Annotated in this window: 24 protein-coding genes; 19 read left to right on the forward strand and 5 right to left on the reverse strand. The window is 59.4% G+C overall.

The window, feature by feature from the left end:
• Position 1: 1 nt before the first annotated feature.
• The 10 genes from murD to lpxC all read left to right on the forward strand — a co-directional run bounded on the left by murD (position 2) and on the right by lpxC (position 11,078).
• Entirely contained in the window at positions 2 to 1,372 is a 1,371-nt protein-coding gene (gene murD / locus BJL95_RS15080; RefSeq protein WP_071159061.1) for a UDP-N-acetylmuramoyl-L-alanine--D-glutamate ligase, read from the forward strand.
• On the forward strand, positions 1,366 to 2,532 hold the full coding sequence (gene ftsW / locus BJL95_RS15085; RefSeq protein WP_071159063.1) for a putative lipid II flippase FtsW: 1,167 nt from the start codon (positions 1,366 to 1,368) through the stop codon (positions 2,530 to 2,532). Before murD ends, ftsW begins: the two co-directional genes overlap by 7 nt.
• Positions 2,529 to 3,605, forward strand: a complete 1,077-nt coding sequence (murG, locus tag BJL95_RS15090) for an undecaprenyldiphospho-muramoylpentapeptide beta-N-acetylglucosaminyltransferase (RefSeq protein WP_071159065.1) — start codon at positions 2,529 to 2,531, stop codon at positions 3,603 to 3,605. Before ftsW ends, murG begins: the two co-directional genes overlap by 4 nt.
• Complete coding sequence (gene murC / locus BJL95_RS15095) at positions 3,602 to 5,053, forward strand: UDP-N-acetylmuramate--L-alanine ligase (protein WP_064028482.1); 1,452 nt, start codon at positions 3,602 to 3,604, stop codon at positions 5,051 to 5,053. The genes murG and murC overlap by 4 nt, the downstream gene beginning before the upstream one ends.
• A complete protein-coding gene (murB, locus tag BJL95_RS15100) occupies positions 5,050 to 5,940 on the forward strand; it encodes a UDP-N-acetylmuramate dehydrogenase (RefSeq protein WP_064028480.1) in 891 nt (296 codons plus the stop codon). The genes murC and murB overlap by 4 nt, the downstream gene beginning before the upstream one ends.
• Positions 5,937 to 6,887: a D-alanine--D-alanine ligase gene (locus BJL95_RS15105; RefSeq protein WP_071159067.1), complete on the forward strand. Its 951-nt coding sequence runs from the start codon at positions 5,937 to 5,939 to the stop codon at positions 6,885 to 6,887. The genes murB and BJL95_RS15105 overlap by 4 nt, the downstream gene beginning before the upstream one ends.
• Entirely contained in the window at positions 6,874 to 7,617 is a 744-nt protein-coding gene (locus BJL95_RS15110; protein WP_064028476.1) for a cell division protein FtsQ/DivIB, read from the forward strand. Before BJL95_RS15105 ends, BJL95_RS15110 begins: the two co-directional genes overlap by 14 nt.
• Before the next feature lie 21 nt (positions 7,618 to 7,638).
• Positions 7,639 to 8,865, forward strand: coding sequence for a cell division protein FtsA (gene ftsA, locus BJL95_RS15115; protein WP_064028474.1), 1,227 nt, complete (start codon positions 7,639 to 7,641; stop codon positions 8,863 to 8,865).
• A 23-nt stretch (positions 8,866 to 8,888) separates the two neighbouring features.
• Entirely contained in the window at positions 8,889 to 10,046 is a 1,158-nt protein-coding gene (gene ftsZ, locus BJL95_RS15120) for a cell division protein FtsZ (RefSeq protein WP_064028472.1), read from the forward strand.
• 105 nt (positions 10,047 to 10,151) lie between these two features.
• Entirely contained in the window at positions 10,152 to 11,078 is a 927-nt protein-coding gene (gene lpxC / locus BJL95_RS15125; protein ID WP_064028470.1) for a UDP-3-O-acyl-N-acetylglucosamine deacetylase, read from the forward strand.
• A 21-nt stretch (positions 11,079 to 11,099) separates the two neighbouring features.
• Here lpxC and BJL95_RS15130 read toward each other — a convergent pair whose 3' ends face one another.
• Complete coding sequence (locus BJL95_RS15130) at positions 11,100 to 11,549, reverse strand: DciA family protein (RefSeq protein WP_071159069.1); 450 nt, start codon at positions 11,547 to 11,549, stop codon at positions 11,100 to 11,102.
• A 182-nt stretch (positions 11,550 to 11,731) separates the two neighbouring features.
• Here BJL95_RS15130 and BJL95_RS15135 point away from each other — a divergent pair, with 182 nt between their 5' ends.
• From BJL95_RS15135 to BJL95_RS15150, 4 genes are all read left to right on the forward strand, one after another.
• Positions 11,732 to 12,472, forward strand: coding sequence for a pentapeptide repeat-containing protein (locus BJL95_RS15135; RefSeq protein ID WP_071159071.1), 741 nt, complete (start codon positions 11,732 to 11,734; stop codon positions 12,470 to 12,472).
• A 15-nt stretch (positions 12,473 to 12,487) separates the two neighbouring features.
• Positions 12,488 to 13,879, forward strand: coding sequence for an amino acid permease (locus BJL95_RS15140; RefSeq protein ID WP_071159073.1), 1,392 nt, complete (start codon positions 12,488 to 12,490; stop codon positions 13,877 to 13,879).
• A gap of 164 nt (positions 13,880 to 14,043) precedes the next feature.
• The gene (locus BJL95_RS15145; protein ID WP_071159074.1) at positions 14,044 to 15,096 is read left to right on the forward strand and encodes an NAD(P)-dependent alcohol dehydrogenase; all 1,053 of its coding nucleotides are present in this window, start codon (positions 14,044 to 14,046) and stop codon (positions 15,094 to 15,096) included.
• Between the two features lie 94 nt (positions 15,097 to 15,190).
• Positions 15,191 to 19,150, forward strand: a complete 3,960-nt coding sequence (locus tag BJL95_RS15150) for a CHASE domain-containing protein (RefSeq protein ID WP_071159075.1) — start codon at positions 15,191 to 15,193, stop codon at positions 19,148 to 19,150.
• Between the two features lie 35 nt (positions 19,151 to 19,185).
• Here the strand turns inward: BJL95_RS15150 and BJL95_RS15155 are convergent, their stop codons facing one another.
• Both BJL95_RS15155 and BJL95_RS15160 read right to left on the reverse strand, forming a co-directional pair.
• Positions 19,186 to 19,605: an FKBP-type peptidyl-prolyl cis-trans isomerase gene (locus tag BJL95_RS15155; protein WP_302848351.1), complete on the reverse strand. Its 420-nt coding sequence runs from the start codon at positions 19,603 to 19,605 to the stop codon at positions 19,186 to 19,188.
• A 96-nt stretch (positions 19,606 to 19,701) separates the two neighbouring features.
• A complete protein-coding gene (locus BJL95_RS15160; RefSeq protein ID WP_071159077.1) occupies positions 19,702 to 20,292 on the reverse strand; it encodes a hypothetical protein in 591 nt (196 codons plus the stop codon).
• A 66-nt stretch (positions 20,293 to 20,358) separates the two neighbouring features.
• Here BJL95_RS15160 and BJL95_RS15165 point away from each other — a divergent pair, with 66 nt between their 5' ends.
• Positions 20,359 to 20,994 (forward strand): PilZ domain-containing protein, encoded by a 636-nt coding sequence (locus BJL95_RS15165; protein ID WP_064028454.1) that lies wholly within the window; start codon positions 20,359 to 20,361, stop codon positions 20,992 to 20,994.
• On the opposite strand, the gene BJL95_RS15170 is transcribed toward BJL95_RS15165, so the two are convergent.
• On the reverse strand, positions 20,977 to 21,978 hold the full coding sequence (locus BJL95_RS15170; RefSeq protein WP_071159078.1) for a glycosyl transferase family protein: 1,002 nt from the start codon (positions 21,976 to 21,978) through the stop codon (positions 20,977 to 20,979). The genes BJL95_RS15165 and BJL95_RS15170 overlap by 18 nt on opposite strands.
• The gene (cyoE, locus tag BJL95_RS15175; RefSeq protein ID WP_064028512.1) at positions 21,975 to 22,874 is read right to left on the reverse strand and encodes a heme o synthase; all 900 of its coding nucleotides are present in this window, start codon (positions 22,872 to 22,874) and stop codon (positions 21,975 to 21,977) included. The genes BJL95_RS15170 and cyoE overlap by 4 nt, the downstream gene beginning before the upstream one ends.
• Positions 22,875 to 22,967: 93 nt before the next feature.
• Here cyoE and BJL95_RS15180 point away from each other — a divergent pair, with 93 nt between their 5' ends.
• Genes BJL95_RS15180 through coaD form a run of 4 tightly spaced genes read left to right on the forward strand, consistent with a single transcriptional unit; the run spans position 22,968 to position 26,771 of the window.
• Positions 22,968 to 24,338: a pitrilysin family protein gene (locus BJL95_RS15180; RefSeq protein ID WP_071159079.1), complete on the forward strand. Its 1,371-nt coding sequence runs from the start codon at positions 22,968 to 22,970 to the stop codon at positions 24,336 to 24,338.
• The gene (locus tag BJL95_RS15185; protein ID WP_071159080.1) at positions 24,328 to 25,674 is read left to right on the forward strand and encodes a pitrilysin family protein; all 1,347 of its coding nucleotides are present in this window, start codon (positions 24,328 to 24,330) and stop codon (positions 25,672 to 25,674) included. Before BJL95_RS15180 ends, BJL95_RS15185 begins: the two co-directional genes overlap by 11 nt.
• 2 nt (positions 25,675 to 25,676) lie before the next feature.
• A complete protein-coding gene (gene rsmD / locus BJL95_RS15190; protein ID WP_071159081.1) occupies positions 25,677 to 26,228 on the forward strand; it encodes a 16S rRNA (guanine(966)-N(2))-methyltransferase RsmD in 552 nt (183 codons plus the stop codon).
• A 57-nt stretch (positions 26,229 to 26,285) separates the two neighbouring features.
• Positions 26,286 to 26,771, forward strand: coding sequence for a pantetheine-phosphate adenylyltransferase (gene coaD / locus BJL95_RS15195; RefSeq protein WP_071159082.1), 486 nt, complete (start codon positions 26,286 to 26,288; stop codon positions 26,769 to 26,771).
• The last annotated feature ends 2 nt before the right edge of the window (positions 26,772 to 26,773 follow it).

The following is a 26,773-nucleotide window of genomic DNA, read 5'->3' on the forward strand; positions in this document are numbered from 1 at the left end:
CATGGACATCGACGCGTTACTGGCCAAACTTGAACACCACTTCGCGCTGACCGCGGCGAACAGCAAGCTGTTGATCGTCGGACTGGGCGCAACGGGCCTGTCGGTTGCCCAATTCCTGCAAAAAACCCCGTTGAAATTCGCGGTCGTCGACAGCCGGAAAAATCCGCCGCTGATCGATGTCTTGCGCGAACAAATGCCTGACGTGCCGGTGTTCACCGGCGGTTTCGATCAATCGGCCCTGGCCGTCGCCACCCATCTGGTCATCAGTCCCGGCGTGTCGCTGGCCGAGGCCGCGATTTGCCAAGCCATACAAGCTGGTGTCCGTGTCATCAGCGATATCGATTTGTTTGCTTGCGCGACCGACAAGCCGGTCGTCGCGATTACCGGCTCGAACGGTAAAAGCACCGTCACTACCATGCTGGGCGACATGGGCAACGCGGCCGAGGTTAAAACCGCGATTGGCGGCAATCTGGGCACGCCGGCGCTGGATTTATTGCAGCAAGACGCCGATCTATACGTGCTGGAATTGTCCAGCTTTCAGTTGGAACGGACCACCGCGCTGAACGCCACGGCCGCGACGGTGTTGAACGTCACCCCGGATCATCTGGATCGCCACGCCGGCATGACCGACTACGCCGCCGAAAAACAACGGGTATTCAGGGGCGACGGCGCGATGGTGTTGAATCTCGACGATCCGCTGGTGATGGCGATGCGCGAAGCCGACCGCCCCTGCCTGACCTTCTCGATCCGCGACACCGCCGACTTCTATCTGCGTCGCGGCGAAACCGATTATTTGATGCACGGCGAGCAAGCCCTGATGGCCGCCAATCGCTTGCGCCTGGAGGGCAGCCACAACCTCGCCAACGCGTTGGCGGCGCTGGCGCTGGGCCAAGCGGTCGGTTTGAGCATGACCGCGATGTGCGACGCATTACGCAAGTTCAAGGGACTGCCGCACCGAATGCAGAAAATCGCCGAAAAAGCCGGCGCGCACTGGGTCAACGATTCCAAGGCCACCAACGTCGGCGCCTGTATCGCCGCGTTGCAAGGCTACGAACGCAAAGTGATTCTAATTGCCGGCGGCGACGCCAAGGGCGCCGACATGAGCGAACTGGCACCGACCGTTGCCGAAAAGGCCAAGGCGGTCGTCGCGATGGGCAAGGATGCCGATCTGATCGCCGCCGCGTTGCAAGAGCGCGTGCCGGTTCATTTCGCCGGCAATATGAAGGAGGCGGTCCGAATCGCCGCCGGTCTGGCCGGCGAAGGCGACACGGTATTGCTGTCGCCGGCTTGCGCCAGTCTGGATCAATACCGCAGCTACGTGGATCGCGGCAACAAATTCGCCGAAGCGGTGATGGAACTGCCGTCATGCTGAAACCGACCCCGAAACCCCGCGCGCAAAATCGGCTCCACGTCGATCCGGTGTTAATGCTGGCTTGCTTCAGCCTGCTCGGCGTGGGCTTCATCATGGTCGTGTCCGCCTCGCTACATTTGGGCGTCAAGATGGCGGAAGACATTTCGCATTTTCCGTTTAAGCAATTGGTGCACATCGCGCTGGGCCTGGGTTTTGCCGCCGCTGTATTGAATGTGCCGATGAAAAGTTGGGAAAAAATGGGCCAGCCGCTGTTCATCGCCGGACTGGTATTGCTGTTGGTGGTGCTGGTGCCGGGGGTCGGCGTCCGCGTCAACGGTAGTATTCGCTGGCTATCGATACTCGGCCTGCGGATTCAGGTTTCCGAAGTGGTCAAATTCATTTCGGTCATTTACATGGCCGGCTATATCACTCGGCACGGCGATCATGTCCGACGCTCGATTTTCGGCCTGCTTCGACCGTTGATGCTGTTCTCGGTAGCCTGCATGTTGCTGCTTCTGGAACCGGATTTCGGTTCGGCCGTGGTCATTTTGATCATCGCCATGGGCATGATGTTTCTGGGCGGCGCGCGTTTGTCGCCTTTTGTCGTGCTGGTAGCTTCGGTTTCGATGGCCGCCGCGATGCTGGCCTACACCTCGCCGTATCGCTGGAAGCGGGTGATCAGCTTTCTGGACCCCTGGGAACACGCCAGGGACAGCGGCTATCAGCTGACCCAGGCGCTGATTTCCTTCGGCCGCGGCGAGTTTGCCGGGGTTGGCCTCGGGAACGGTCTGCAAAAACTGTTTTATCTGCCCGAAGCCCACACCGACTTCTTGTTTTCGGTATTGGGCGAGGAACTCGGCTTGTTGGGCGTCATTCTGGTGGTTGGCCTGTTCACGGCGTTGTTGATCCGTGCCTTCGCGATCGGCGAGCAAGCCCAACTCGCCGGCCTGCAGTTCTCCGGCCTGGTGGCTTACGGTCTGGGCATTTGGTTCGGCTTTCAAGCCTTCGTCAACATGGGCGTCAACATGGGCATCCTGCCGACCAAGGGCTTGACCTTACCGCTGATGAGTTACGGCGGCGGTAGCATGATCGTCATGTGCGGAGCGGTGGCGGTGTTGTTTCGGATTCATTATGAAGTAACCGAACACAACAAGAACAACGTGAAAGGGCGGCCGGTATGAGCGAGCACATTTTAATCATGGCCGGCGGCACCGGCGGCCACGTCTTCCCAGCATTGGCCGTCGCCCAAGAGTTGCGCGAACGCGGCTGGCGGGTTAGTTGGCTGGGCACCGAAAAAGGCCTGGAAGCCAAGGTGGTGCCTACTCACGGATTCGAAATCGATTGGCTGGCCGTGGCCGGCCTACGCGGCAAGGGCTTGCTCGCTAAGCTGGCCGGCGCCTTGCGTTTACTAAAAGCCTGCTGGCAGGCGCGAACCATCTTGCGGCAACGCCATCCCGACCTGGTTTTAGGTATGGGCGGGTTCGTCGCCGGTCCGGGCGGTTTGATGGCGAAATGGTTGGGCATCCCGCTGATAATCCACGAACAAAATCGGGTGCCCGGCACGACCAACCGCTGGCTAGCCCGTTTGGCGGCCCGCCAGGTATTGGAAGCGTTTCCGAACAGCTTCGAAAGTGACGTCGGCGCCATCTGTACCGGCAATCCGCTCAGACAGGCTTTCGCCGAAATCGCCGATAAATCCGAATGGACGCCGAGCGCCGGCAGAAATGTCCGGATTCTGGTGCTGGGCGGCAGTCAGGGCGCGAAGGTCTTGAACGAGACGCTGCCGGACGCCCTGGCCGGCCTGGACAAACTGGACGTCAAACACCAAACCGGCGGCGCCATGCAAGCCGAGGTCGCCGCGCGTTACCGCGAGTTGGCAATAAACGCCGAAGCGCTCGCCTTTATCGACGACATGGCCGGCGCCTACCAATGGGCGGATCTGATCGTTTGCCGGGCCGGCGCGATGACGGTCAGCGAAGTCGCCGCATGCGGGCTGCCGGCGATATTCGTGCCGTTGCCGCACGCGATCGACGACCATCAGAACGCCAACGCCCGCTATTTAACCGAGACCGGCGCCGCGCTGCTGCTGCCGCAATCCGAATTGAACGCGCAAAATCTGCGCAAGGCTATCCAACAAGCGATGACCGCATTACCTGAAATGAGCCGCGCCGCCAAGGCCCTCGCCCGCCCCGACGCCACCCGAACCGTCGCCGACTTGTGCGCCGAGTTGCTTAGCCTAGAGGCCGCGTCATGAACCGCCCCAGCATTCCCGCCGCCAATCAGGCGCTCGGCGATATCGACAAAATCCATTTCGTCGGCATCGGCGGCACCGGCATGAGCGGTATCGCCGAAGTGTTGAGTAACCTGGGTTACAGCGTGTCCGGCTCCGACATCAAGGCATCGCCGGTGACCGATCGCCTGGCAAGCCTGGGCGTCAAAGTCTATTTCGGCCATCGGGCCGAAAACGTCGCCGATGTCGATGTGGTGGTCACGTCGACCGCCGTCGACCGTAAAAACCCGGAAATCGTCACCGCTTACGAAAATCGGGTTCCGGTGATTCCCCGCGCGGAAATGCTGGCCGAACTGATGCGCTTCCGCTTCGGCATCGCCGTCGCCGGCACCCACGGCAAGACCACGACCACCAGTTTGACGACGATGATGCTGGCCGAGGGCGGCCTGGATCCAACTTTCGTGATCGGCGGGCGCTTGAACAGCGCAGGCGCCAACGCCAAGCTCGGTTTGGGCAAATATCTGGTCGCCGAAGCCGACGAAAGCGATGCCTCGTTTTTGTTCCTGCAACCGATGATGGCGATCGTCACCAACATCGACCAGGACCACATGGAAACCTACGGCGGCAGCTACGGCAAACTGAAGGAAACCTTCCTGAAGTTCTTGCACCAACTGCCGTTCTACGGGTTGGCGGTGATGTGCATCGACGACCCCGGCGTTTGCGACGTGCTGCCTAACGTGTCCAAACCGGTCAAAACCTACGGCGTCAGCAGCTACGCCGACGTGCGAGCGGTCGACATCCAGCAAGACGGCCTGCGCACCCACTTCACGGTACTGCGTTGGGGCAATTTGCCGGCGTTGCAAGTCACGCTGAATTTGCCCGGCTGGCACAACATGCTGAACGCGCTGGCGGCGACCACGATCGCCACCGCGCTGGGCGTGGCCGACGAGGCCATCGTCAAAAGTCTGGCCGAATTCAAGGGCGTAGGTCGGCGGTTTCAAATCAACGGCGACATCGAATTTGCCGGCGGCAAGCTGACGCTGGTCGACGACTACGGTCATCACCCGCGCGAATTGGCCGCGACCTTGGAAGCTCTGCGCCAAGCCTGGCCGACACGCCGCAAAGTGGTGGTATTTCAACCGCACCGCTATACCCGCACCCGCGATCTGTTCGAGGATTTTGTCGAAGTCTTGTCCGGCGTCGACGTGCTGATCTTGCTGGATGTCTATTCCGCCGGGGAAGCGCCGATCACGGGCGCCGACGGCAAGGCTCTGAGCCGTTCGATCCGAACCCGCGGTCAGGTCGATCCGGTGTTCGTACAAAACCGCGAGGACTTGCCGACGATATTGGCCGGTATCGTTGCCAAGGATGATGTGATTTTGACGATGGGCGCCGGCAACGTCGGCCAGATCGCCGCCGATCTGCCGCAAAAACTGGCCGAGGCGCTGGCCTCCCAGAGGCTGGCGACATGATGGCTACCGCGACCTGGAAAGGCACTTTGCTGACCGACGAGCCGCTGGCCAAGTACACCAGTTGGCGGGTCGGCGGCCCTGCCGAGCGCCTGTATGTACCAGAAAACAAAGCCGACCTGATCGCGTTCATCGCCGAGTTGCCGGTCGAAGAACCCTTGTATTGGTTGGGGCTGGGCAGCAATCTTTTGGTGCGCGACGGCGGTGTCAAAGGCACGGTGGTCCACACCCGGAATCGATTGAAAGACCTGTATTTGCTCGATTCCGAACGCGTCTACGTCGAAGCCGGCGTGCCCTGTGCCCACGTCGCCCGGTTTTGCAGCGATCTGGGGCTGGTCGGCGCCGAGTTTTTGGCCGGGATTCCCGGCACGATGGGCGGTGCGTTGCGGATGAACGCCGGTGCCTTCGGCGGCGAAACCTGGCGTATCGTCGATAAAGTGGAAACGATCAACCGCGCCGGCGCCGTCGCGTTGCGCAATCACGGCGAATTCGAAGTGGCCTACCGCTCGGTGCAAGGTCTGAGAGACGAATGGTTTTTATCGGCCCAATTGCTGTTGCGTAAGGGCGATAGCGAAGCCAGTCAGCAACACATCAAGAGTTTGCTGGAAAAACGCAACGCCAGCCAGCCGACCAACAAGCCCACCTGCGGCTCGGTGTTCAAAAACCCGCCCGGCGATTACGCGGCGCGGCTGATCGAAGCCTGCGGCCTGAAAGGCTACGCGGTCGGCGGCGCGGTGGTCTCGGAGAAGCACGCCAATTTTATCGAAAACAGCGGCAAGGCCAGTTCGGCGGACATAGAAACGCTGATCGAACTGATCCAAAACCGGGTACAGGCGCAATTCGGCGTTGCGCTGGAAACCGAAGTTTGCCGGATAGGTGAGAAACAATGAAACCCTTGCAAATCAAAAACCCGAGCGAATTCGGCAAGGTCGCGGTGTTGCTGGGCGGCACCGCCGCCGAGCGGGAAGTGTCGCTGAACAGCGGTAATGCGGTTTACCAGGCGTTGAAAGCCGGCGGCGTCGACGCCGTGGCGATCGATGTCACCGCCAGCCCGATCGACGCGTTGGCCGGCCAGCGCTTCGACCGAGTTTTTAACGTGATCCACGGCCGCGGCGGCGAGGACGGCGTGTTGCAAGCGGTGCTGGAAGCATTGGGATTGCCGTATACCGGTTCCGGCGTGCTGGCCTCGGCGTTGGCGATGGACAAACTGCGCACTAAATTGTGCTGGCAAGGCGCCGGTCTACCCACGCCGCGCTGGTTTTTGCTGACCGGCGACCAGGACCTCGACACCTGCATCAATGCGCTGGGTTTTCCTGTCATCGTCAAGCCGGCCCAAGAAGGCTCCAGCATCGGCATGAGCAAGGCCCACAATCGTGAAGAACTGGCTGCCGCGCTGAAACTGGCCAGCCAATACCGTTGCGATGTGTACGCCGAACAATGGATACAAGGCCAGGAATACACGATAGGCATGCTAAACGGCGAGGCGCTGCCGGCGATCCGGCTGGAAACGCCGCACACTTTTTACGATTTCGACGCCAAATACCGTGCTAACACCACTCAATATCACTGCCCTTGCGGCTTGGACAATGAACGGGAAAAAGAACTGCAAGCCCTGGCATTGAAAGCCTGTCAGACCGTCGGCGTCAGCGGCTGGGGCCGGGTCGATGCCTTCATCGACGACAGCGGCCGGCTGCAATTGATCGAAGTCAATACCGTGCCGGGCATGACCGACCACAGCTTGGTACCGATGGCGGCCAAGGCGGTGGGCATCGATTTCCAAGAACTGGTCTGGCGAATTTTGGAAACCAGTATGGTGGCGAGCGGTGATCAGGCTTAGGACTTTATTGCTCGCGGCCTTGCTGTGCGGCGGCGGTTGGTGGGGCTGGCAAAAAGTCAGTACCGGCATGCTGCGCAACCAGCCGATCCGCTACGTGAAGATCGAGGGCGCCTTTCAATATACCGATAAGGAGCGCCTGAAACAGGTGTTGGCGCCGCAAATGAAGCTGGGTTATTACCATGCCGATATGCAGGCGGTTCATCAGGCCATTAAGGATTTGCCGCTGGTGGACAAGGTGGACGTCAAGCGGGTCTGGCCGGACGCGGTGCATATCAAAATCGTCGAGCACAAGCCGGTGGTTCGCTGGGGAAGCAATGCCTTGCTAAACAAGCAGGGCGATGTGCTGACCCCGGACAATATCGAACCGTTTCGGCATCTGCCGTTGATTACCGGTCCGTCCGGTCAAGAGAAGAAACTGCTGGAAATCATGAAGGGCGTTTATATCGTCTTGAAGGATAAATCGTTGCAGCTGGCGGAGTTTCACGTCAACGAGCGGCGCGCCTGGCGGCTCAAGTTGGCCAGCGGCTTGGAAATGCAGTTGGGCCGCAAGGCGCCGCTGGAAAACATGCAACGCTTTTTAAAAACGATGGATTTGTTGGGCGCCGAGCAAGTGGCCATGATGGCCAGCGTCGATACCCGCTATCCGAACGGATACGCGGTGACCTGGAAACCGGAAGTGGCTGCCATCGATTGGAAAGCCATTGTGGAAAAGAATAAGAACTTGATTTAAACGCTTACAGAGCAAACGAAAATGGCCAAAAAGACAGATCGAAATATTTTAGTGGGGCTGGACATCGGCACGTCCAAGGTCGCGGCCATCGTCGGCGAGTACCGGGGCGGCGATGAAATCGAAATCATCGGCATCGGCACGGCACCGTCCAAGGGCCTTAAAAAAGGCATCGTCGTCAATCTGGAATCGACCGTGCACTCGATCCAGCGCGCGGTCGAGGAAGCCGAGCTGATGGCCGGCTGCCAAATCAAATCGGTGTTCGCCGGGATTGCCGGCAGCCATATTAAAAGTCTGAATTCGCACGGCATCGTCGCGATCAAGGAAAAGGAAGTCACCCAGCACGACATCGACCGGGTGATCGATTCGGCGCGGGCGGTGGCGATTCCTGCCGATCAGAAAATCCTGCACATCCTGCCGCAGGAGTTTGTGATCGACCAGCAGGAAGGCATCAAGGAGCCGATCGGCATGTCCGGCATCCGTTTGGAAGCCAAGGTACATATGGTGACCAGCAGCGTCAGCGCCGAACAAAACATCGTCAAATGCATCCGCAAATGCGGTTTGGACGTCGACGACATCGTGCTGGAACAACTGGCCTCGTGCTCGGCGGTGTTGACCGACGACGAAAAGGATTTGGGCGTGTGTTTAATCGACATCGGCGGCGGCACCACCGACCTGGCGATTTTTTCGGAAGGCGCGATCAAGCACACCGCGGTGATCCCGATCGCCGGCGACCAGGTCACCAACGACATTGCGGTCGCACTACGTACGCCGACCAAGAACGCCGAGGACATCAAGCGCCAGTTTGCCTGCGCGCTGACCCAACTGGCCGATCCGCAACAAACGATAGACGTGCCCAGCATCGGCGACCGCGAGCCGCGCAAGATCTCGGCGCAAAATCTGGCCGAGATCGTCGAGCCGCGCTACGAGGAATTGATGCTGTTGGTGCAGGCCGAACTGCGCCGCAGCGGTTACGAAGATTTGATCGCCGCCGGCATGGTCATCACCGGCGGCAGTTCGCAAGTGAAGGGTTTGACGGAGTTGGCGGAGGAGATATTCCACATGCCGGTCCGCATGGGTGTTCCGCTGCACGTGTCGGGATTGACCGATGTGGCGGAAAACCCGATTTATTCGACCGCGGTAGGCTTGCTGCTATACGGCAAGGACCATCATGGCCGGGCGTTGGGGTTGAACGAAGAAGGTCTGGATTTGTTTTCGAAAATCAAAAGCTGGTTTCAAGGTAATTTTTAATTGTTTGTCTGGAGGGCGTAAAAATGAAATATGAATTATTGGACAGTAGCGGCACGGCGGTTATCAAAGTCATCGGCGTCGGCGGCGGCGGCGGCAACGCCGTCAATCACATGGTGGAAACCGGCATCGACGGCGTGCAATTCATTTGCGCGAATACCGATGCCCAAGCCCTGAGACAAATGAGCGTGGATACCATCGTGCAACTCGGCGTGGAACTGACCAAGGGTCTGGGCGCCGGCACCCGGCCGGAAGTCGGCCGCGCCGCCGCCGAGGAAACCCGCGAGCGTATTCGCGAAGTCATGGACGGCGCCGACATGGTGTTCTTGACCGCCGGCATGGGCGGCGGCACCGGCACCGGCGCGATCTCGGTCTTCGCCGAAGTCGCCAAGGAACTGGGCGTGTTGACCGTGGCGGTGGTCTCCAAACCCTTCGACTTTGAAGGCACCAAAAAGAAAGCGGTTGCCGAGTCCGGCTTGCGCGACCTGGAAAAACTGGTCGATTCGTTGATCATTATCCCTAACCAAAAACTGCTGCCGACACTGGGCAATAACCGTTCGCTGGTCGATTCGTTCCGGGTCGCCAACGACGTGCTGCTGGACGCGGTACAAGGCATCACCGAGCTGATCACCCATCCGGGTCTGATGAACGTGGACTTCGCCGACGTCCGCACCGTAATGTCCAACATGGGTAGCGCGATCATGGGTACCGGCGTCGCCAGCGGCGAAAACCGTGCCCGTTTGGCCGCCGAAAAAGCCATCGCTTGCCCGCTCTTGGAAGACATCAATCTGCAAGGCGCGCGCGGCATTCTGGTGAACGTCACGTCCAACGGCGACCTGGGCTTGAACGAGTTCGACGAAATCGGCAGCATCATGCATGCCTTCGCGTCCGACGATGCCGACATCAAAATCGGCATGGCGGTCAATCCGGCCATGGGTACCGAAGTTAAGGTCACCGTCGTCGCCACCGGCATGGGCGAAAAAGTCAAGGCGGCCGCGCCGATCAGTCTGGTCAAGAAAGTGGCGGCCGGCGAAGTCGATTACGGTCAATTGGAAAAACCGACCGTGATCCGCCAGCAAAAACAGGAATCGGCCCGCGAATCGCGATTCGGCGCTCAACCGCGCAACGATGTCGATCTGGATTACTTGGACGTGCCGGCCTTTTTGAGACGCCAGGCCGACTAAGCAACGCCGGCTTTGCCATGAGGCGACCGGACCGGGGCCAGGGGAGAGCTATCGCATAAACTGTGGTAGACTCCCCGCTTTGTTTTACCTTTTTATCGGCACTTCATGATTAAACAGCGTACCTTAAAAAACACCATCCGGGCCACCGGCGTGGGTTTGCACACCGGCGACAAGGTCTATCTGACTCTGCATCCTTCCGATCCGGACACCGGCATCCGCTTCCGCCGGGTCGATCTGGACCAACCGGTGACAATTTCCGCCCGCCCGGAGAATGTCGGCGAAACCAAATTGTCGACGACGCTGGTACGCGACGGCGTTAAAGTATCCACGGTCGAGCACCTGCTGTCCGCCCTGGCCGGTCTGGGCATCGATAACGCGATCATCGACGTCAGCGCCGCCGAAGTACCGATCATGGACGGCAGCGCCGGTCCCTTCGTGTTTTTGTTGCAATCCGCCGGCGTGGTCGAACAGGACGTGCCCAAGCAATACATTCGCATCAAGCGGGCGATTCGGGTCGAGGAAGGCGATAAATGGGCGGCCTTCGAACCCTTCGAAGGCTTCAAGGTGACATTCACGATCGATTTTGAGCACCCGGCGTTTTCCGAACACTTGAAAACGGCGGTGATGGATTTTTCTTCGACCACCTTCGTCAAGGAAGTCAGTCGCGCCCGTACCTTCGGCTTCATGAAGGACATCGAATTTCTACGCGAAAACAATCTAGCGCTGGGCGGCAGTCTAGATAACGCCATCGTCGTCGACGACGATAAAGTGTTGAACGAAGACGGTCTGCGCTACGCCGACGAATTCGTCAAACACAAAATTCTCGATGCGATCGGCGACCTGTATCTGCTAGGCCACAGCCTGATCGGCGAATACCAAGGCTTCAAGTCCGGTCATGCGTTAAATAATAAATTGTTGTTGAGCTTGCTCAACGACCGGGATGCTTGGGAAATGGTCACCTTCGACAGTGTCGAGGAAGCGCCGATTTCGTTCATGCACTCCGCTCAGCCATCCGCCCGCGCGGCCGGCTAAATCTCCGCCAATCGGCGGCGGTCAGCGCTCGCGCAACCGCCGCCGCAAGGTCGCTCCCAGGCGGTTTAACGCCGCCGCCAGTTCGTCCCCTTCCGCTCCGCTTTCCGCGGCAATCCGTTCCGCCGTTTCCGGCGTCGGCAAGTTAGCTCGCCGCACGCGCTCAACCGCCTCGGCTTGCAGTATCCTGAGTTGCACGTCGTTGACCGATTGCCGACCGGCTTGCAGACCCAGCGCCAGTATCGCGTCCCGAAAAAACCGAATTTGCGATGCCCAGGCCGCGCTATCCACGTACAGCAACAAACGGCTACCGGACAGCACGGTATGAAGGATGTGCCCCGCCAAGGCCTCCGGCAACGCCGTCCTGACTTTAGCCAACAGAGCCTGCTGCTCGCCGAGCCGGGCAAGGCAGGTCGCCAGCGGGCCAATATCGTATTCGTGAATCGCTTTAAACGCGGGAGCGGGTTTCTTCATGCCGGCGGATACCTCTTGGAATCATTGGCGGAGATAGTAACCGGCCCGGCGCGATCCGCCAAACCGGCGGACAGAATCGAGCTGTCCCAAGCTCGGCGTTATGATACGCTGTCGGCATGAGGGTTGGCCGCCGGTGATGGCCGACCGCCGAACCGAAACCACACGTTCAGGAGATTCGAATCATGAAGTCCGCCGTCCGTTTTTTGCTAGCCGTCTGTGTGGCGCTGGCAACGACCCAGCCGGCCGCCGCCGCCGACCTGACCCGGGCCGAAGTTCAACAGCTGTTGGCCAAGGCCGACCAGCAACACCCCGCCGACTTACGCCGCAAGGATTTGAAGGGCGTCGATTTGTCCCATCTGGATTTTCGCCATGCCGACCTGTGGGGCGCCGATCTGCGCCGCGCCGATTTCAATCACAGCAATCTGGCCGGTTTGACGCTGGATTTGACCGTGATGACCGGTATTAACCTAAACGGCGCCAACCTGAGCCGTACCAGCATCTTCGGCGTCAGCCTGATGCATGCCGATCTGCGCGGCGCCGACCTGAGCGGTAGCCGGGTCGTCGCGATCATGGACGGCGCGAACTTGAGCGGCGCCAACATCAGCGGCGCCGATTGGGCCGCCGACATGAAAAACCAATCCATGGGTCTGATGCGCGCCAGCCTGAAAGGCGCCAACCTGAGCGGCGCCAATCTCAGCCAGGCCAAACTCGGCCGAGCCATGCTCAAGCACGCCAAACTGATGCAAGCCAATCTGCGCGGCGCCGATCTCTATTCGGCCGACATGGACGGCGCCGACCTGAGCGGCGCCGACCTGACCGATGCCAATTTTTCGGCGACCAAACTGCACGATGCGATTTTTACCGGCGCTGTCACCCATGGTGCCCGCTTCGACGGCGCCCAACATAAACCCGATTTCCAATAACCGACGAGCTCCGATATGCCAATTCCCGCGCAACTCACCCGGCGTAAATCCGTCGACGCCCTGACCTGCGTCGAGCATGGACTGAAGCAGACCCTGACCGCCAAGGATTTGACCTTGCTCGGCATTGGCGCGGTGATCGGTGCCGGGATTTTCGTGTTGACCGGCATCGCCGCCGCCAAATACGCCGGCCCGGCCATCGTGGTGTCCTTCATCCTGGCAGGCATCGCCTGCGGCCTGGCGGCAATGTGCTATAGCGAATTGGCGGCGATGATTCCGGTGTCCGGCAGCGCCTACAGCTACGCCTACGCGACGATGGGCGAATTGATGGCCTGGATCATCGGCTGGGATTTGGTACTGGAATATGCGTTGGCCAGCAGCACGGTGGCGATAGGCTGGGCCGGTTATCTGACCAGTTTTCTGGATGCGCTGGGGCTGCATCTACCCACTTATCTGACCACGGCCTACTTGGCTAATCCCGAGGCCGGTTTCATTAACTTGCCAGCAGTCTCCGTGATCTTGCTACTGACCGGGCTGCTGGTGACCGGTATCCGCCAATCGGCGATCTTCAACTTCGTGATGGTGTTGATCAAGCTTTCGGTGATCGTGGTATTCATCATTGCCGGTTCCGGACATATTCAAACTCAGAACTGGGCCGACTTCACGCCTTTCGGTTTCGGCGGCGTACTGACCGGCGCCGGTGTGATTTTCTTCGCCTACATCGGCTTCGACGCGGTCTCCACCGCCGCTCAGGAAGCCATCAACCCGCAACGCGACGTGCCGATCGGCATCATCGGCTCGTTGGCGGTCTGTACCTTGCTTTATATTTTGGTGGCCGGGGTGTTGACCGGCATCATTCCGTACACCGAGCTGAACGTTCCGGCGCCGATTGCGCTGGCGGTCGACCATGTCGGCATGAGCTGGTTGTCGCCGATTATTAAAATCGCCGCCATCGCCGGGCTGACTTCGGTGATGCTGGTGTTGCTGATGGGGCAAAGCCGAATCTTCTTCTCGATGGCCAAGGATCAACTGCTACCCCCACTGTTCGCCCAAGTACATCCTAAATTTCAAACCCCGTATTTATCGACGATTCTGGTCGGCATCGCCGTCTCCTTGCTGGCCGGCTTCATGCCTATCGAGAAACTCGGCGAACTGGTCAGTATCGGCACGCTGTTCGCGTTTGTGCTGGTGTGCGGCGGGGTCTGGATTTTGCGGAACAGTCATCCGGAAATGGAACGCCATTTCAAATGCCCGGCGGTACCTTACGTGCCGATTGCCGGTATTTTGGTCTGCTTGAGTTTGATGGCTGGCCTGCCGGTCGACACTTGGATCAGGTTGGTGGTGTGGTTGCTGATCGGGTTTTTGATTTATTTCGGTTACGGCATAAAACACAGCCAATTACGCCGCTAGGCTAGGGCGCCAGCTACAATCCCGGTGGACTGCGGGCTAGCGCTACGTCCACCGCCAGGAATTCCGACTATATTGTTAGTCCGAAAGCGCTTCGGTATCGGCCGTCCGCCGCAGTCGATCGGCCGATACCGCAATGCGGGCATCCGTCAGCTCAGGAGTCGTTTATGTTGCAAAGTTTCGGCTACGCCGCCTTCGATCCCCAGTCGCCGTTGCGGCCGTTCGCCTTTCAACGCCGGGAACCGGGCCCTAGCGATGTGTTGATCGACATCGCCTACTGCGGCGTCTGCCACAGCGACTTGCACCAAGTGCGCAACGAGTGGCAAGGTACGACCTTCCCTATCGTACCCGGCCATGAGATCGTCGGCCATGTCGTCGACGTCGGAACCGAGGCCGGGGATTTTAAGCCCGGCGACCGGGTAGGCGTCGGCTGCATGGTGGACTCGTGCGGCACCTGTCCGGATTGCCTGGATCATCAAGAACAGTTTTGCAACGCGACCGTGTTTACCTATAACAGTCCGGACCCGCATACCGGCACGATGACTTACGGCGGCTATTCGAATCGGATCGTGGTCGACCGGCGTTTTGTGTTGCGGGTGTCGGATACACTGGCGCTAGCCGGCGTTGCGCCACTGCTGTGCGCCGGCATCACCACCTATTCGCCGCTGCGGCATTGGCGGGTTGGAGCCGGCCACAAGGTCGGCATCGTCGGTTTAGGCGGGCTGGGGCATATGGGCGTTAAATTCGCGCATGCCTTCGGCGCCGAGACCGTGTTATTCACCACCACGCCGGAAAAGGCCGCCGACGCGCAACGTTTAGGCGCCCATCAGGTGGTTGTTTCCAAGGACCCGGAAGCGATGCACCGACATCTCGGCAGCTTCGATTTCATTCTGGATACCGTCGCCGCCGCCCACGACCTGGATGCGTATCTGAGTCTATTAAAGCGTGACGGTACCTTGTGTCTGGTCGGCGTGCCGGAGCGCCCGCATCCGTCGCCCAACGTCGGCAACCTGATTTTCAAACGCCGTTCGCTGGTCGGTTCCTTGATCGGCGGCATCCGCGAAACCCAGGAAATGCTGGATTTTTGCGCCGAACACCGTATCGTCGCCGATATCGAATTGATCGCAATGCCTGATATCGACGCGGCTTATCGGCGCATGCTGAACAACGACGTAAAATATCGCTTCGTGATCGACATGGCGACGCTGCCCGTCCAATAAGCACGGAGACGGCCATCGCCAATCGTTGCTCCGCGGAACTTTTCGGGCCGAAAGTACCGGCCACTTTTATGCCGTTTCCACTCGCGAATTGCCAATGCCGACATCGCCTCGCGCGCTAGCCGCGACCTTGTTTCGCCGTTTCGTATTGACCGCCGCGATCGCGGCCTCGGGTTGGCTTGGCCTGGCCCTGGCGGTACCGCCCGGCTACGCCAGCCCGATCTGGCCGCCGGCGGGTATCGGACTGGCGGCGCTGTTGATTTGGGGAAATCGCGATTGGCCGGCGATTTGGGTGGCGGCTCTGCTGATCAATCTCGGTCACGCCAGCGAGACCCTGGGCCATTTTTCGCCGCAGGTCGGTTACGCCGCGATATCGGTTGCTTGCGGCACCACCTTGCAAACGTTGTTGGCGGCCCAGTTATCGCGACACTGGCTCTGTCCCGGTGTTCCGGCCTTGAACCGGGGCGGGCAAATTCTTCGCTACACCTTGTTGGCCGGGCCGTTGTCTTGCTGGCTGGCACCTAGCGTCGGCGTGGCCAGTCTGTGGTATTTCGATCTGCTGACGGCGCAGACCGCGCCGGCGAGTTGGTGGAATTGGTTTGTCGGCGATTGCTTCGGCGCGGTCATTTTGTCGCCGCTGATGTTTTGCCTGTTCGCCCGGCCCCAGCCGTTTTGGCGCGGCCGTTTAGTAACGATAGGGCTACCGACCCTGAGTCTGTTGGCGGGTCTGGTCGTGGTTTTCTTTCAGGTGCAGCGGGTCGAGGAACAGCGGCTGCGGCAGCAATTCGAGGCGAGCGCCGCCGCGATCGGCAAGGCGCTGGCCGAGCACCTCAATCAGGCCGTCACGGCTTCGTTGTCGTTACACAGTCTATTTCGGGCCTCGAGTTCGGTGGAAGCCAGCGAATTCGCGGTATTCGCCGACGGCGTGCTGGCCCGGAATCCGGATATTCTGGCCCTGGCGTGGGCGCCGCGAGTCAGCGCGGCCAACCGCGCGGCGTTCGAGGCCAAGCTACGGCTTCGAGCGCCGGCCGCCGCCGGCATTAAGGATTTGCAAGCCGACGGCGCGTTGACGCCTGCCGGCACGCGCGATGAATATTACCCGATGTTGTACGTCGAGCCGGCAGCTCCGAATGCCGACTTGATGGGAATGGATCTCGGCTCCGAACCGAAACGCCGGCAAACTTTGGCCCGAGCCCGGGCCAGCGGCGATCTAAGCGCCGCGACCAACGTGGGTCTGGCGCAATTCGGCGGCCAGGAAAACGGCATGCTATTGGTGATGCCTCTGTTCGAACCCGGCGAAAACGGCGAGCAGGCCGGCTATACCTACACCGTGGTGCGTACCGGCGCGCTGGTCGCGGCCGCGTTGCGGGGCCTGCAAACGCACGGTTTGAATGTGGTGCTTAATGACCCGGACGGCGACGAGGGGGCCTCGGATCTGTTTGGCGTCGCGCACCGCACGATCTCCATGCCGGCCGATATTCGACAAAGCCTGACGCTCGGCGATCGCCGTCTGGAAATCGTCGTACAAGCCGACGCCGACTTTATTTCGGAACAATCGTCCTGGCTACCCTGGACCGTCTTGATGGGCGGGGTGTTGTTCGCCGGGTTGTTGAACATCTATCTACTCTCCTCGACCGGACGCGCCGAATTCGTCGAAGCCTTGGTCGAAGCCCGTACCGCCGAATTGGACATCGCCAACGCCAATCTGAAAAAAGCCTTCGCGGATCTGGCCGAACAAGAAGGTAAATTACGCGGACTTTACGAACTGTCGCCGCTGGGTATCGCGCTGCTTGACCCCGCCGGCAACTTGCGGGAGTTCAACGAAGCGTTTCGAGACATCACCGGATACACCAGCGAGGAACTTAACCGCACCGCGCTACCCATGCTGCTTCCCGCCGACCTGACGATAGGCCTCGCCGATAGCAAGCGCTTCAGCCCCTACGAAATCGGGTTTTTACGGCCGGACGGGCGCGAACGGCTATTGCGTTTGAACGGGATGCGGCTGGCGAGCCGCGACGATGCGCCCGCCCTCTGGACCATCGTCGAAGACATAACCGAGGCGCACGCCGGCGCGGAAGTCCTGAGGCAGAGCGAATTGAAATACCGAGAGTTGTTCAACGTTTCGCACGAAGCGGTGATGGTCGTAACGCCCGCCGGATTCGTGGATTGCAATCCGGCCACGCTGGCTCTGTTTGGATACGATAACGCCGCGACCTTTTGCGGTCTGCATCCGGCCCAAGTCTCGCCGCCATTCCAGCCGGACGGTCGCCACTCCTACCCGGCCGCCAACCAAATCATGGCGCAAGCCTTGACCCACGGTTTTCAAGAATTCGAATGGGAACACCTACGCGCCGACGGTACTGCGTTTCCGGCGCAAGTCACCTTGTCCGCGATCTCACTGGACGGTCAGACCGCGTTACAGGCCGTGGTCCGTGACCTTAGCGAGCGAAAGCGCGTGGAGCGCGCATTAATTGCCGCCAAGGAATCCGCCGAAGCAATGGCGCAGTCAAAATCGGCGTTTTTGGCCAATATGTCGCACGAAATCCGCACCCCGATGAATGCCATTCTCGGAATGTCGCTGCTGGCCCTGAACAAACCGGTCAGCGACGAGATTCGCGATTATCTGGAAAAAATCCACGCTTCCGCCGACAGTCTGCTCGGCATACTCAACGACATTTTGGATTTTTCCAAAATCGAAGCCGGCAAATTGGCGATACAGCCGGCACCGTTCAGCCTGCCGACCTTGGTTGAAACCTTGAGAACGCTGTTTGCCGGCAGCGCGGCCGGTAAACAATTGGGTTTCCAGGTGGACTTGGAAGCCGATCTGCCGACGATGGTGATAGGCGACGCACTGCGCGTGCAGCAAGTACTGGCCAATTTGCTCGGCAACGCCGTCAAATTCAGCTACCACGGCGACATCGCGCTACGCTTGCGCCGCGCCGGAACCGCAGGGGAATTGATTCGTTTCGAAGTCGAGGACCACGGAATCGGCATCGCCGAGCAGGATCTGGACAAATTGTTTACACCGTTTTCGCAAATCGACAATTCGATCACCCGCGATTTCGGCGGCACCGGCCTCGGACTGGCGATCAGTCGACAATTGTTAATGTTGATGGGCAGCGATTTTGACGTCCGCAGCAGGCTGGGAAGCGGCACGGTGTTCGGGTTCGAGCTGAATCTGCCTATCGCCGAGACCCTGCCGCCCCCAGCTGTCCCGGAAGCCGGCGCTCGGCATCAAACCGGTCTGGCCGCCGAAATGCGGGCGCGCGGCGCGGCGTTGCGCGGAGCGCGCATCCTGGTGGCGGAAGACAATCCGGTCAATCAACGCGTGGTGTCCGAGTTCCTGCAACTGGCCGGGATCGCGGTGGATCTGGCCGGCAACGGTCAGCAGGCTGTCGACCTAGTGCGTCAACACCGCTACGATGCGGTATTGATGGACATCCACATGCCCTTGGTCAGCGGCTTGGAAGCGACTGCCCGCATTCGAGCCGAATCAAACCAAGCAGACGTTCCGATCATTGCGCTGACCGCCGGAGTGACTAGGGTCGAACAGGAGCGGTGTGCCGCCGCCGGCATGAACGCCTTCATCGCCAAACCGGTCAAGCCGCTCGAGTTGATCGAACGGCTTTGCGAAGAGCTGGGCCGCCCCTCAATGGTCGACGTTGGGGTAGCGTCAGTCCCGGCGCCGCATGCGCCGGAGTTGGTGAAATTGAGCGCCGCCGGTTTCGATTTCGGTCCGGTGTTGACGCTGCTCGGCGGCGACGAATCCAGCGTGTTGGAGATGCTGCGCGCCTTTAAAACTCACGCCGAAACCGATATAGCGCGGATCGAGCGGACTGTGGAACGAGGTGATTTGGCTGAAGCTCATCGCTTGTTGCATGCGCTGAAAGGCTCTGCCGGCAATCTAGGCGCCACGGCACTTTACCAAGCGGCGGTCACATTGGACGAAGGGATGAGTCGCGGGGTATTGCGGGAAGCCGACTATCGGCGGTTTCGGCTGGCGGGGCGGGAGACTGTGACGGCTCTCGCTAGATTGGATGCGGAGCGGGACGGATAGGCGGCGCGGCTGGCGCACCGCCCAAGCCTTGCGGATTAACGGGCCTTGATCAGTTCGACATCGAAAATCAGCGCCGAATTGGGGCCGATGTCGCGCCCGGCGCCACGCTCGCCATACGCCAGTTTAGCCGGGATGAACAAACGGTATTTGGCGCCTTCCTTCATCAATTGCAGACCTTCTGTCCAACCGGGAATCACCCGATTCAACGGGAACGAGGCCGGTGCGCCGCGTTTGTAGGAACTGTCGAATTCCTTGCCGTCTATTGTCGTGCCTTGGTAATGGACGGTGACGTTGTCGGTTGGGCCGGGTTGCGCGCCGCTGCCTTCGGTAACGACTTGATATTGCAAGCCGCTGGCCGTGGTGACGATGCCGGGCTTTTTAGCGTTTTCGGCCAAAAAGGCTTCGCCGGCGGCGAGATTTTCGGCGGGGGTAGTGGCGTTGGCCATCGAGAACATGACGAATCCTATAATAAATGCGGTTAAAGTAGCGACGACGCGCTGTTTTACGGTTTTCACGATAACTCCCTGCGGTTTGGTGAATGGTTTAGTTTATCAGTTTTCGGCGTTCAGCTCCTGTCGGCAACCGCTTAATTGCGCGTCGTAATTGAGTGCGCGACGGTGAACTTTTTGCGCCGTATTCAATAGCCAAGGTTTCTGCAAATAGCTGCTACGCCGGTATCCGCCCTGGCCTTCGTGATAAGCCAGATAAAGATGGTGGGTGTCGGACGCGGAAATACCCAGCATGTCGCGAGTGGTGGCGCAGTACCAGGCCACGAAATCGCAACTGTCGGCGAAGTCCTCGCGATCGGCCCAGCCTTTCCCGGTTTTCCGCGTATAATCGGCCCAGGTTTCGTCCTTGGCTTGCGGGTAACCGTAGGCGCTGCTGGACCGGAACCAGGGAATAAATCCTAAAATCGTCGGCCTAGGCGGTTCAGCGTCCGCGACGAAACGGCTTTCCTGATGAATGATGGCCATTTGCACCGCGATGGGCACGCCCCAACGCCGCGCCGAATCGAGCGAGGCCTGGTACCAGTCCTCCTTTTCCCGAAAAATTTCACACAGATTTTCGGTGTTTTTCGGCGGCAGACTGGCGCAGGCCGAGAAAAGCGTTAGACTAACGAAACCGATTAGTTTATTTTTCATGCCCTAATACCCCTAAGTCACTCAGGACTCCCGACCGGAAGCCCCCGCTATCAAAAAGGACAGGCCATGCCCATCGTTGAAAACCGCGCCTACCGAAAAAACCTGACCAGCCAGGGCTTGCTCTATCTCGGGTATCAGGAACATCCGATCAAAATCGTCAATCTCTCGCTGACGGGGCTATTGGCGGAATTGGTGGATACGCCGCCGGGAAACGGCATTAAGGACATATTCAGCGCCCTGCAAGTTTCGCCTATCGTCGATATTTATTTACCGGAAATGCGCGTCGTGGGCGAAGCGGAAGTGGTTAGAGCCGAAGCGACCGAGCAGGGCTTTCAGATTGCGATCGAGTTTCGCCATTTATCCTACGATGCCGACCAGCTACTGTATTCCCGGCGTGCCTACCGCAAGTCGATGACCGAGCCGGGGCATATTGTGCTGGACGGCGTCGATTATGCGTTTAGCACCGAAAACGTTTCGGTCGACGGTTTGATGATCAGGATGTTCGGATTGGTAAAAGTGCAACCGAACAGCATCGCCGATTTCGACTTCAAACATCTGGAACTGCAGGGCCAGGCCAAGGTGATCTGGGTGGAACACGACGAGTTTTCGACGCTGATCGGTCTGCAATACCAACATCTGGCGCGCGGCGATTTCAAGGGTATCCCGAATTTTTCCGTCGCCGGTTTACAAGCCGCGGGCTAGATCGCGCTTGCGCCAGTAGTCCTTGGCAAGCTGTTCGGCCTCCGCTTGACTGCCAGCGCGGCCGAGCAGCTTTAGCGCCACTGCCGCGGTGCCGGTGATCGAGGCCACCGCGAATTCGTCGTCAATCTCGCCGCGCCAGACTCGGGCCAATAATTGCGGGTCCAGTTCTTCGGCTTTCATATGACGGCGCTCGAACAACGCCGGCCAGACTTCGTCGCTCAGTTCGTCGCCATGCACGCTTTGCACCAAACATTCGACATCCGGGTTACGCTCGGTCTCGCCGCCTTCGCCTTTTAATACCGCCATGTGCGCTTGGTTTAACAACAACGCCGCTTTTTGATGGACCTGGCGATAGCTCGGATGAAAAATGCCCTGGATACTGTGACTGGCGTCGAACGGATTCAGCAATCTGACCAAGGTATGCACCGGCGAGCGCAAGCCCATGATAGGCCGCAGATTGATCATGTCGAACAGTTTGGGGCAGATGTGTTCCAACGACAAATAGCTGAAATTACCCCGTTGCAGTTGGTCGGCGGCCTCGGCTATCGACGCGGCCGGCGGCAAGCCCAACGCGTTCAAGACGTTTTCGGTATACAGACGGCCCTGGGTGTGACCGCCGGCACCGTGCATGAACACCTTGATGCCGTTATCGGCTAACAGTAAGGTCGACAGCAAAAACCACGGTAAGTGTCGGCGCTTGCCGGCGTAGGACGACCAGTCCAGGTCCACGCTGACTTCGTGCCGAAATTGGAAGGTCTCCCTAGCGGCCGCGACGAAACCGGCCAGTTCCTCGCAGGTTTCTTCCTTGACCCGCATCAGCATCAAAAACGCGCCGAGCTGGATGGGCTCGACCTGACCGTCGGCCAAAATCATTTTCATCGCCCGATAGGCTTCGTCCTGAGTTAACGGCCGGGCGCCTTTCTTGCCCTTGCCGAGAATTTTGATGAATTCGGCGAACGGGTGTTCTTCGGTAGTCAACGTCATGACAGGGAAAGCGGGAAGTAGTGGTCGATTAACAACGCGGCGAAGATCAGCATCAAGTAAACGATCGAGTAACCGAAGGTGCGCATCGCGGTCTTATTGTCCTTCTTGCGCATCATCTGCACCGCGTAATACAAAAAGCCCAGGCCCAACAATACCGCCGACGCCAGGTAAATCAAGCCGGTCATGCCGGTCAGATAGGGCAGCAGCGTGGTGATCAGCAGCAATATCGTGTATAGCAAGATTTGCAGGCGGGTGAATTCGACGCCGTGGGTAACCGGCAGCATCGGAATGGAAACCTTGGCGTATTCTTCGCGCTTGGCGATCGCCAACGCCCAGAAGTGCGGCGGGGTCCAGACGAAAATAATCAAGAACAGCAACAGCGCGTGCGGATGTACGTTACCGGTCATCGCCGCCCAGCCCAACACCGGCGGAGCCGCGCCGGCCGCGCCGCCGATCACGATGTTCTGCGGCGTGGCTTTTTTCAGATAGATGGTATAAACAAAGGCATAACCGATTAAGGACAGAAACGTCAGGACCGCCGTCAATACGTTAACCAGTCCCGCCAACAAGCCCATTGCGAACAAACCGATCGCCGCCGCGAACAGCAGTACCTGACGGGAATTCAGCTCGCCGGTCGGCAGCGGCCGGTTGCGGGTACGGGCCATTTCGGCATCGGCCTCTTGGTCGATGAAGTGATTGATCGCCGCCGCCGACGAAGCCGCCAAGCCAATGCCAATCGTGGCATAAACGAACAAGGCCAGCGGCGGCATGCCGGGTACGGCCAGCAACATGCCGACGATCGCGGTAAACACGATCAATGCCACGACTCTGGGCTTGCAGAGTTCCAAATAGTTCTTCCAGGATAACGCGGGTTTGTCCGTCATTCGGCTGCGGATGGATTTCGGTTTCGGCAAACATATAGAATAACAGTGAACCTCTGATTATTAAAACAATCACAGGCGCTCACCATTCCAAGCAACGAGGGAACTATGAAACACAGGCTCGCAGCGTTAGCGCTGCTTTGCCCTGCCATCCTGGCGAGGGCCGAGGACAGCAAGGTACACGAACACGTATTCGGCAATGGCTTGAAACTACTGGTAAAGGAAGACCACCGCTCGCCGGTGGTGGTTTCGCAGGTGTGGTACAAGGTCGGAGCCAGTTACGAACCCGGCGGCATTACCGGCATCTCGCACATGTTGGAACACATGATGTTCAAGGGTACCGAACAATATCCGGCCGGCGAATTCTCCCGAATAATCGCCGCCAACGGCGGCAGCGAGAACGCCTTCACCGGCCAGGATTACACGGCGTATTTTCAGACCTTGGAAAAATCCCGGCTGGAAATCAGTTTTAAGCTGGAAAGCGACCGGATGCGCAACCTGAATCTGAAAGCCGACGAGTTGAAAAAGGAATTGGAAGTCGTCACCGAAGAACGCCGGATGCGCACCGACGACCAGCCGCGCGCCAAAGTCCACGAACAATTCATGGCGACCGCGTTTACCAACAGCCCCTACCAAAATCCGGTGATCGGTTGGCCGTCCGACATCGCCAATTACCAGATCGAAGACCTGCAAGCCTGGTATCAACAATGGTACGCGCCGAATAATGCCACTTTGGTGGTAGTCGGCGATGTCGATGCCAAGCAAGTCGAGCAACTGGCCGAACAATACTTCGCACCGCTAAAACCCAGCACGATCAAGCCGGTCAAGCCGCAAGCCGAATCCGAACAGCGCGGCGTGCGCCGGATCACCGTCAAGGCGCCGGCCAAATTGCCTTACGTGATGCTGGGCTACAAAGTGCCGGTCTTGAACACCGCCAAACCCGAATGGGAAGCTTACGCGCTGGAAGTGCTGTCCGGCATACTCGACGGCGGCGACAGCGCCCGCTTGCCGGCCCGTTTGATCAGGGGCAAGCAGGTCGCGGTATCGGCCGGAGCCGGTTACGACCTGACCTCGCGCTTGTCGGACTTGTTCCTGCTGGAAGGTACCCCGGCCGAAGGTAAAACCGTATACGACCTGGAGTACGCCTTGCTCGACGAGGTTTATCAACTGAAGAACGAGCTGATCGACAAAGAGGAATTACAACGCATCAAGGCTCAGGTACTGGCCAGTTCGGTCTACCAAAAAGACTCCAATTTCTATCAGGCCATGCAGCTCGGCACGCTGGAAACCGCCGGCATCGGCTGGCAAAAGTCCGACGACTACGTTGCCAAGGTCAATCAGGTCACCGCCGAACAGGTGCGCGAAGTCGCGCGTAAATATTTGATCGAAGACACGTTGACCGTCGCCTACCTCGATCCGCAGGCGATCACCGAATCGGCCAAACCGAAAAAACTGTCAGGAGCCCGTCATGCGTTTTAATTTATTCGGTCTGATTCTGCTGCTGCTCGGCCAGTCGGTTTGGGCCGCCGCCAAAATCGAACATTGGCAAACCGCGCAAGGCAGCCGGGTTTACTTCGTACACACCGGCGGCCTGCCGATGGTCGACGTCCGCGTGGTCTTCGACGCCGGCAGCGCCCGCGACGGCGCGCAATTCGGCATCGCCTCGCTGACATCGGCCTTGCTCGACAGCGGTGCGGGGAGCTTGAGCGCGGACGACATTGCCCAGCGCTTCGAATCGGTCGGCGCCCAATATGGCGCCGGCGTCAGCGAAGACATGGCCTGGCTGTCGGTGCGCACGCTGACCGACCCGGCCTTGTTCGACAAAGCCCTGGCGAATTTCGAAACCGTGCTCAGCCAACCGGCATTCAACGAAGCCGATTTTCAACGCGAAAAAGCCAGAACCCTGGCCGGTTTGAAACACCGGGAAGAATCGCCCGGCGAAATTGCCGGCATCGCGTTCAACAAGGCGGTCTTCGGCGACCACCCCTACGCGCATCCGGAAGCCGGTTTGATCGAAACGGTCGCCCCATTGACCGTGGCCGATTTGAAAGCCTTTTACCAGCGCTATTACGTCGCCACCAACGCGATGGTCGTGATCGTCGGCGATTTGAATCGGCAACAAGCCGAGCAAACCGCGAATGCGGTGCTGGCAAAGTTGCCGAAAGGCGAAAAGCCCGCCGAAATTCCGCCGGTGACGATGCCCAGCCAGACCAGCGAACAACACATCGAGTTTCCATCGACCCAAACCCACGTGTTGGTCGGCCTGCCAGGTACTTATCGCAAAGACCCGGATTACTTCGCGCTTTACGTTGGGAATCACATCCTGGGCGGCGGCAGCATGGTGTCGCGTTTGTTCGAAGAAGTCCGGGAAAAACGCGGCCTGGCCTACGGCGCCTACAGCGTGTTCGCGCCAATGTATCGGCAGGGACCGTTCATGATGAGCTTGCAAACCCGCAACGATCAGACCGGGCAGGCCTTGCAGGTGCTGCGGCAAACCTTCGCCGAGTTTTTGGCGAAAGGCCCTAGCGATGCCGAACTGACCGCCGCCAAGCAGAACATTACCGGCGGCTTCGCGCTACGCCTGGATACCAACGCCAAGCTCAGCGACTACGTGGCGATGATAGGCTTTTACCAGCAACCCTTGGATTATCTGGACACCTTCCAGAGTAAGGTCGAAGCGGTGAGCGTCGAGCAGATCAAGGATGCCTTCGCGCGCCGGGTGAAACCGGAGTTGCTGCAAACCGTTACGGTCGGCGGCGCGGCCGCCAAACCCACGCCCGCGAAGCAAGCCAAAGCAACCGAGGCCGGCGAATAAGCATGGCGAACCGGATACGCATCATCGGCGGCCAGTGGCGCGGCCGGCAAATCCTGTTCGAGGACGCGCCGGGCTTGCGGCCGACGCCGTCCCGGATTCGGGAAACCTTGTTCAATTGGTTGCAGCTTGATGTCGCCGGCAGCCGCTGCCTGGATTTGTATGCCGGTAGCGGCGCGCTGGGTTTCGAAGCGGCCTCGCGAGGCGCCAAGGAAGTCTGGCAAGTGGAAAACCATCCGAACGCCTGCCGCTGGATCAGAGACAACGCCGGCACGCTCGCGGCCAGCTCGATCAACTTGGTCGAGCGGGACGTGTCGACCTTTTTGCAAGGCCCCGCGCGGGCCTTCGATCTGGCGTTTCTCGATCCGCCATTCGGCCGTGACTTGGCCGGCCCAACTTGCGAGTTGCTGGAAACCGCCGGCTGGTTGAGCGTTTATGCAAAAATCTACGTCGAAACAGAAAGCAATCGACCGCTGCCGATCTGGCCGGACGGTTGGCGGTTATTGAAGGCCAAGACGGCCGGCGAAGTCGCCTACAGCCTGTTGCAACGCTGCTAAGGCTTTCGCGATCCGGATGGGTTAAAATGCGCGCCTTTTTCCTATGGCCCCAAATCCATGAACATTACCGCGATTTACCCGGGTACCTTCGATCCGGTTACCAACGGCCATCTGGATCTGATCGCCAGAGCCTCCCGACTGTATCGGCAAGTCATCGTCGCGGTGGCGGTCAGCAAGGGGAAGAATCCACTATTCTCGTTGGACGAGCGGGTGGCCTTGATTCGCGAGGTCGCCAGCGAATTCCCGAACGTCACCGTGATCGGCTTCGACACCTTGTTGGTCGATTGCGCCCGTAAGCACAAAGCCAGCGTCATCATTCGCGGCTTGCGGGCCGTTTCGGACTTCGAATACGAATTTCAATTGGCGGGAATGAACCGCCGGCTGAATCCGGATATCGAAACCGTATTCCTGACCCCGGCCGAACAATACGAGTTCATCTCGTCGAGCATGATCCGCGAGATCGCCCAATTGCACGGCGACGTGTCCAGTTTCGTGCCCGAGCCGGTCAAACAACGTTTAATCGCAAAATTTAAATCGGAGTAACC

The organism is Methylomonas sp. LWB (assembly GCF_001856095.1).
GTDB lineage: Bacteria > Pseudomonadota > Gammaproteobacteria > Methylococcales > Methylomonadaceae > Methylomonas > Methylomonas koyamae_A.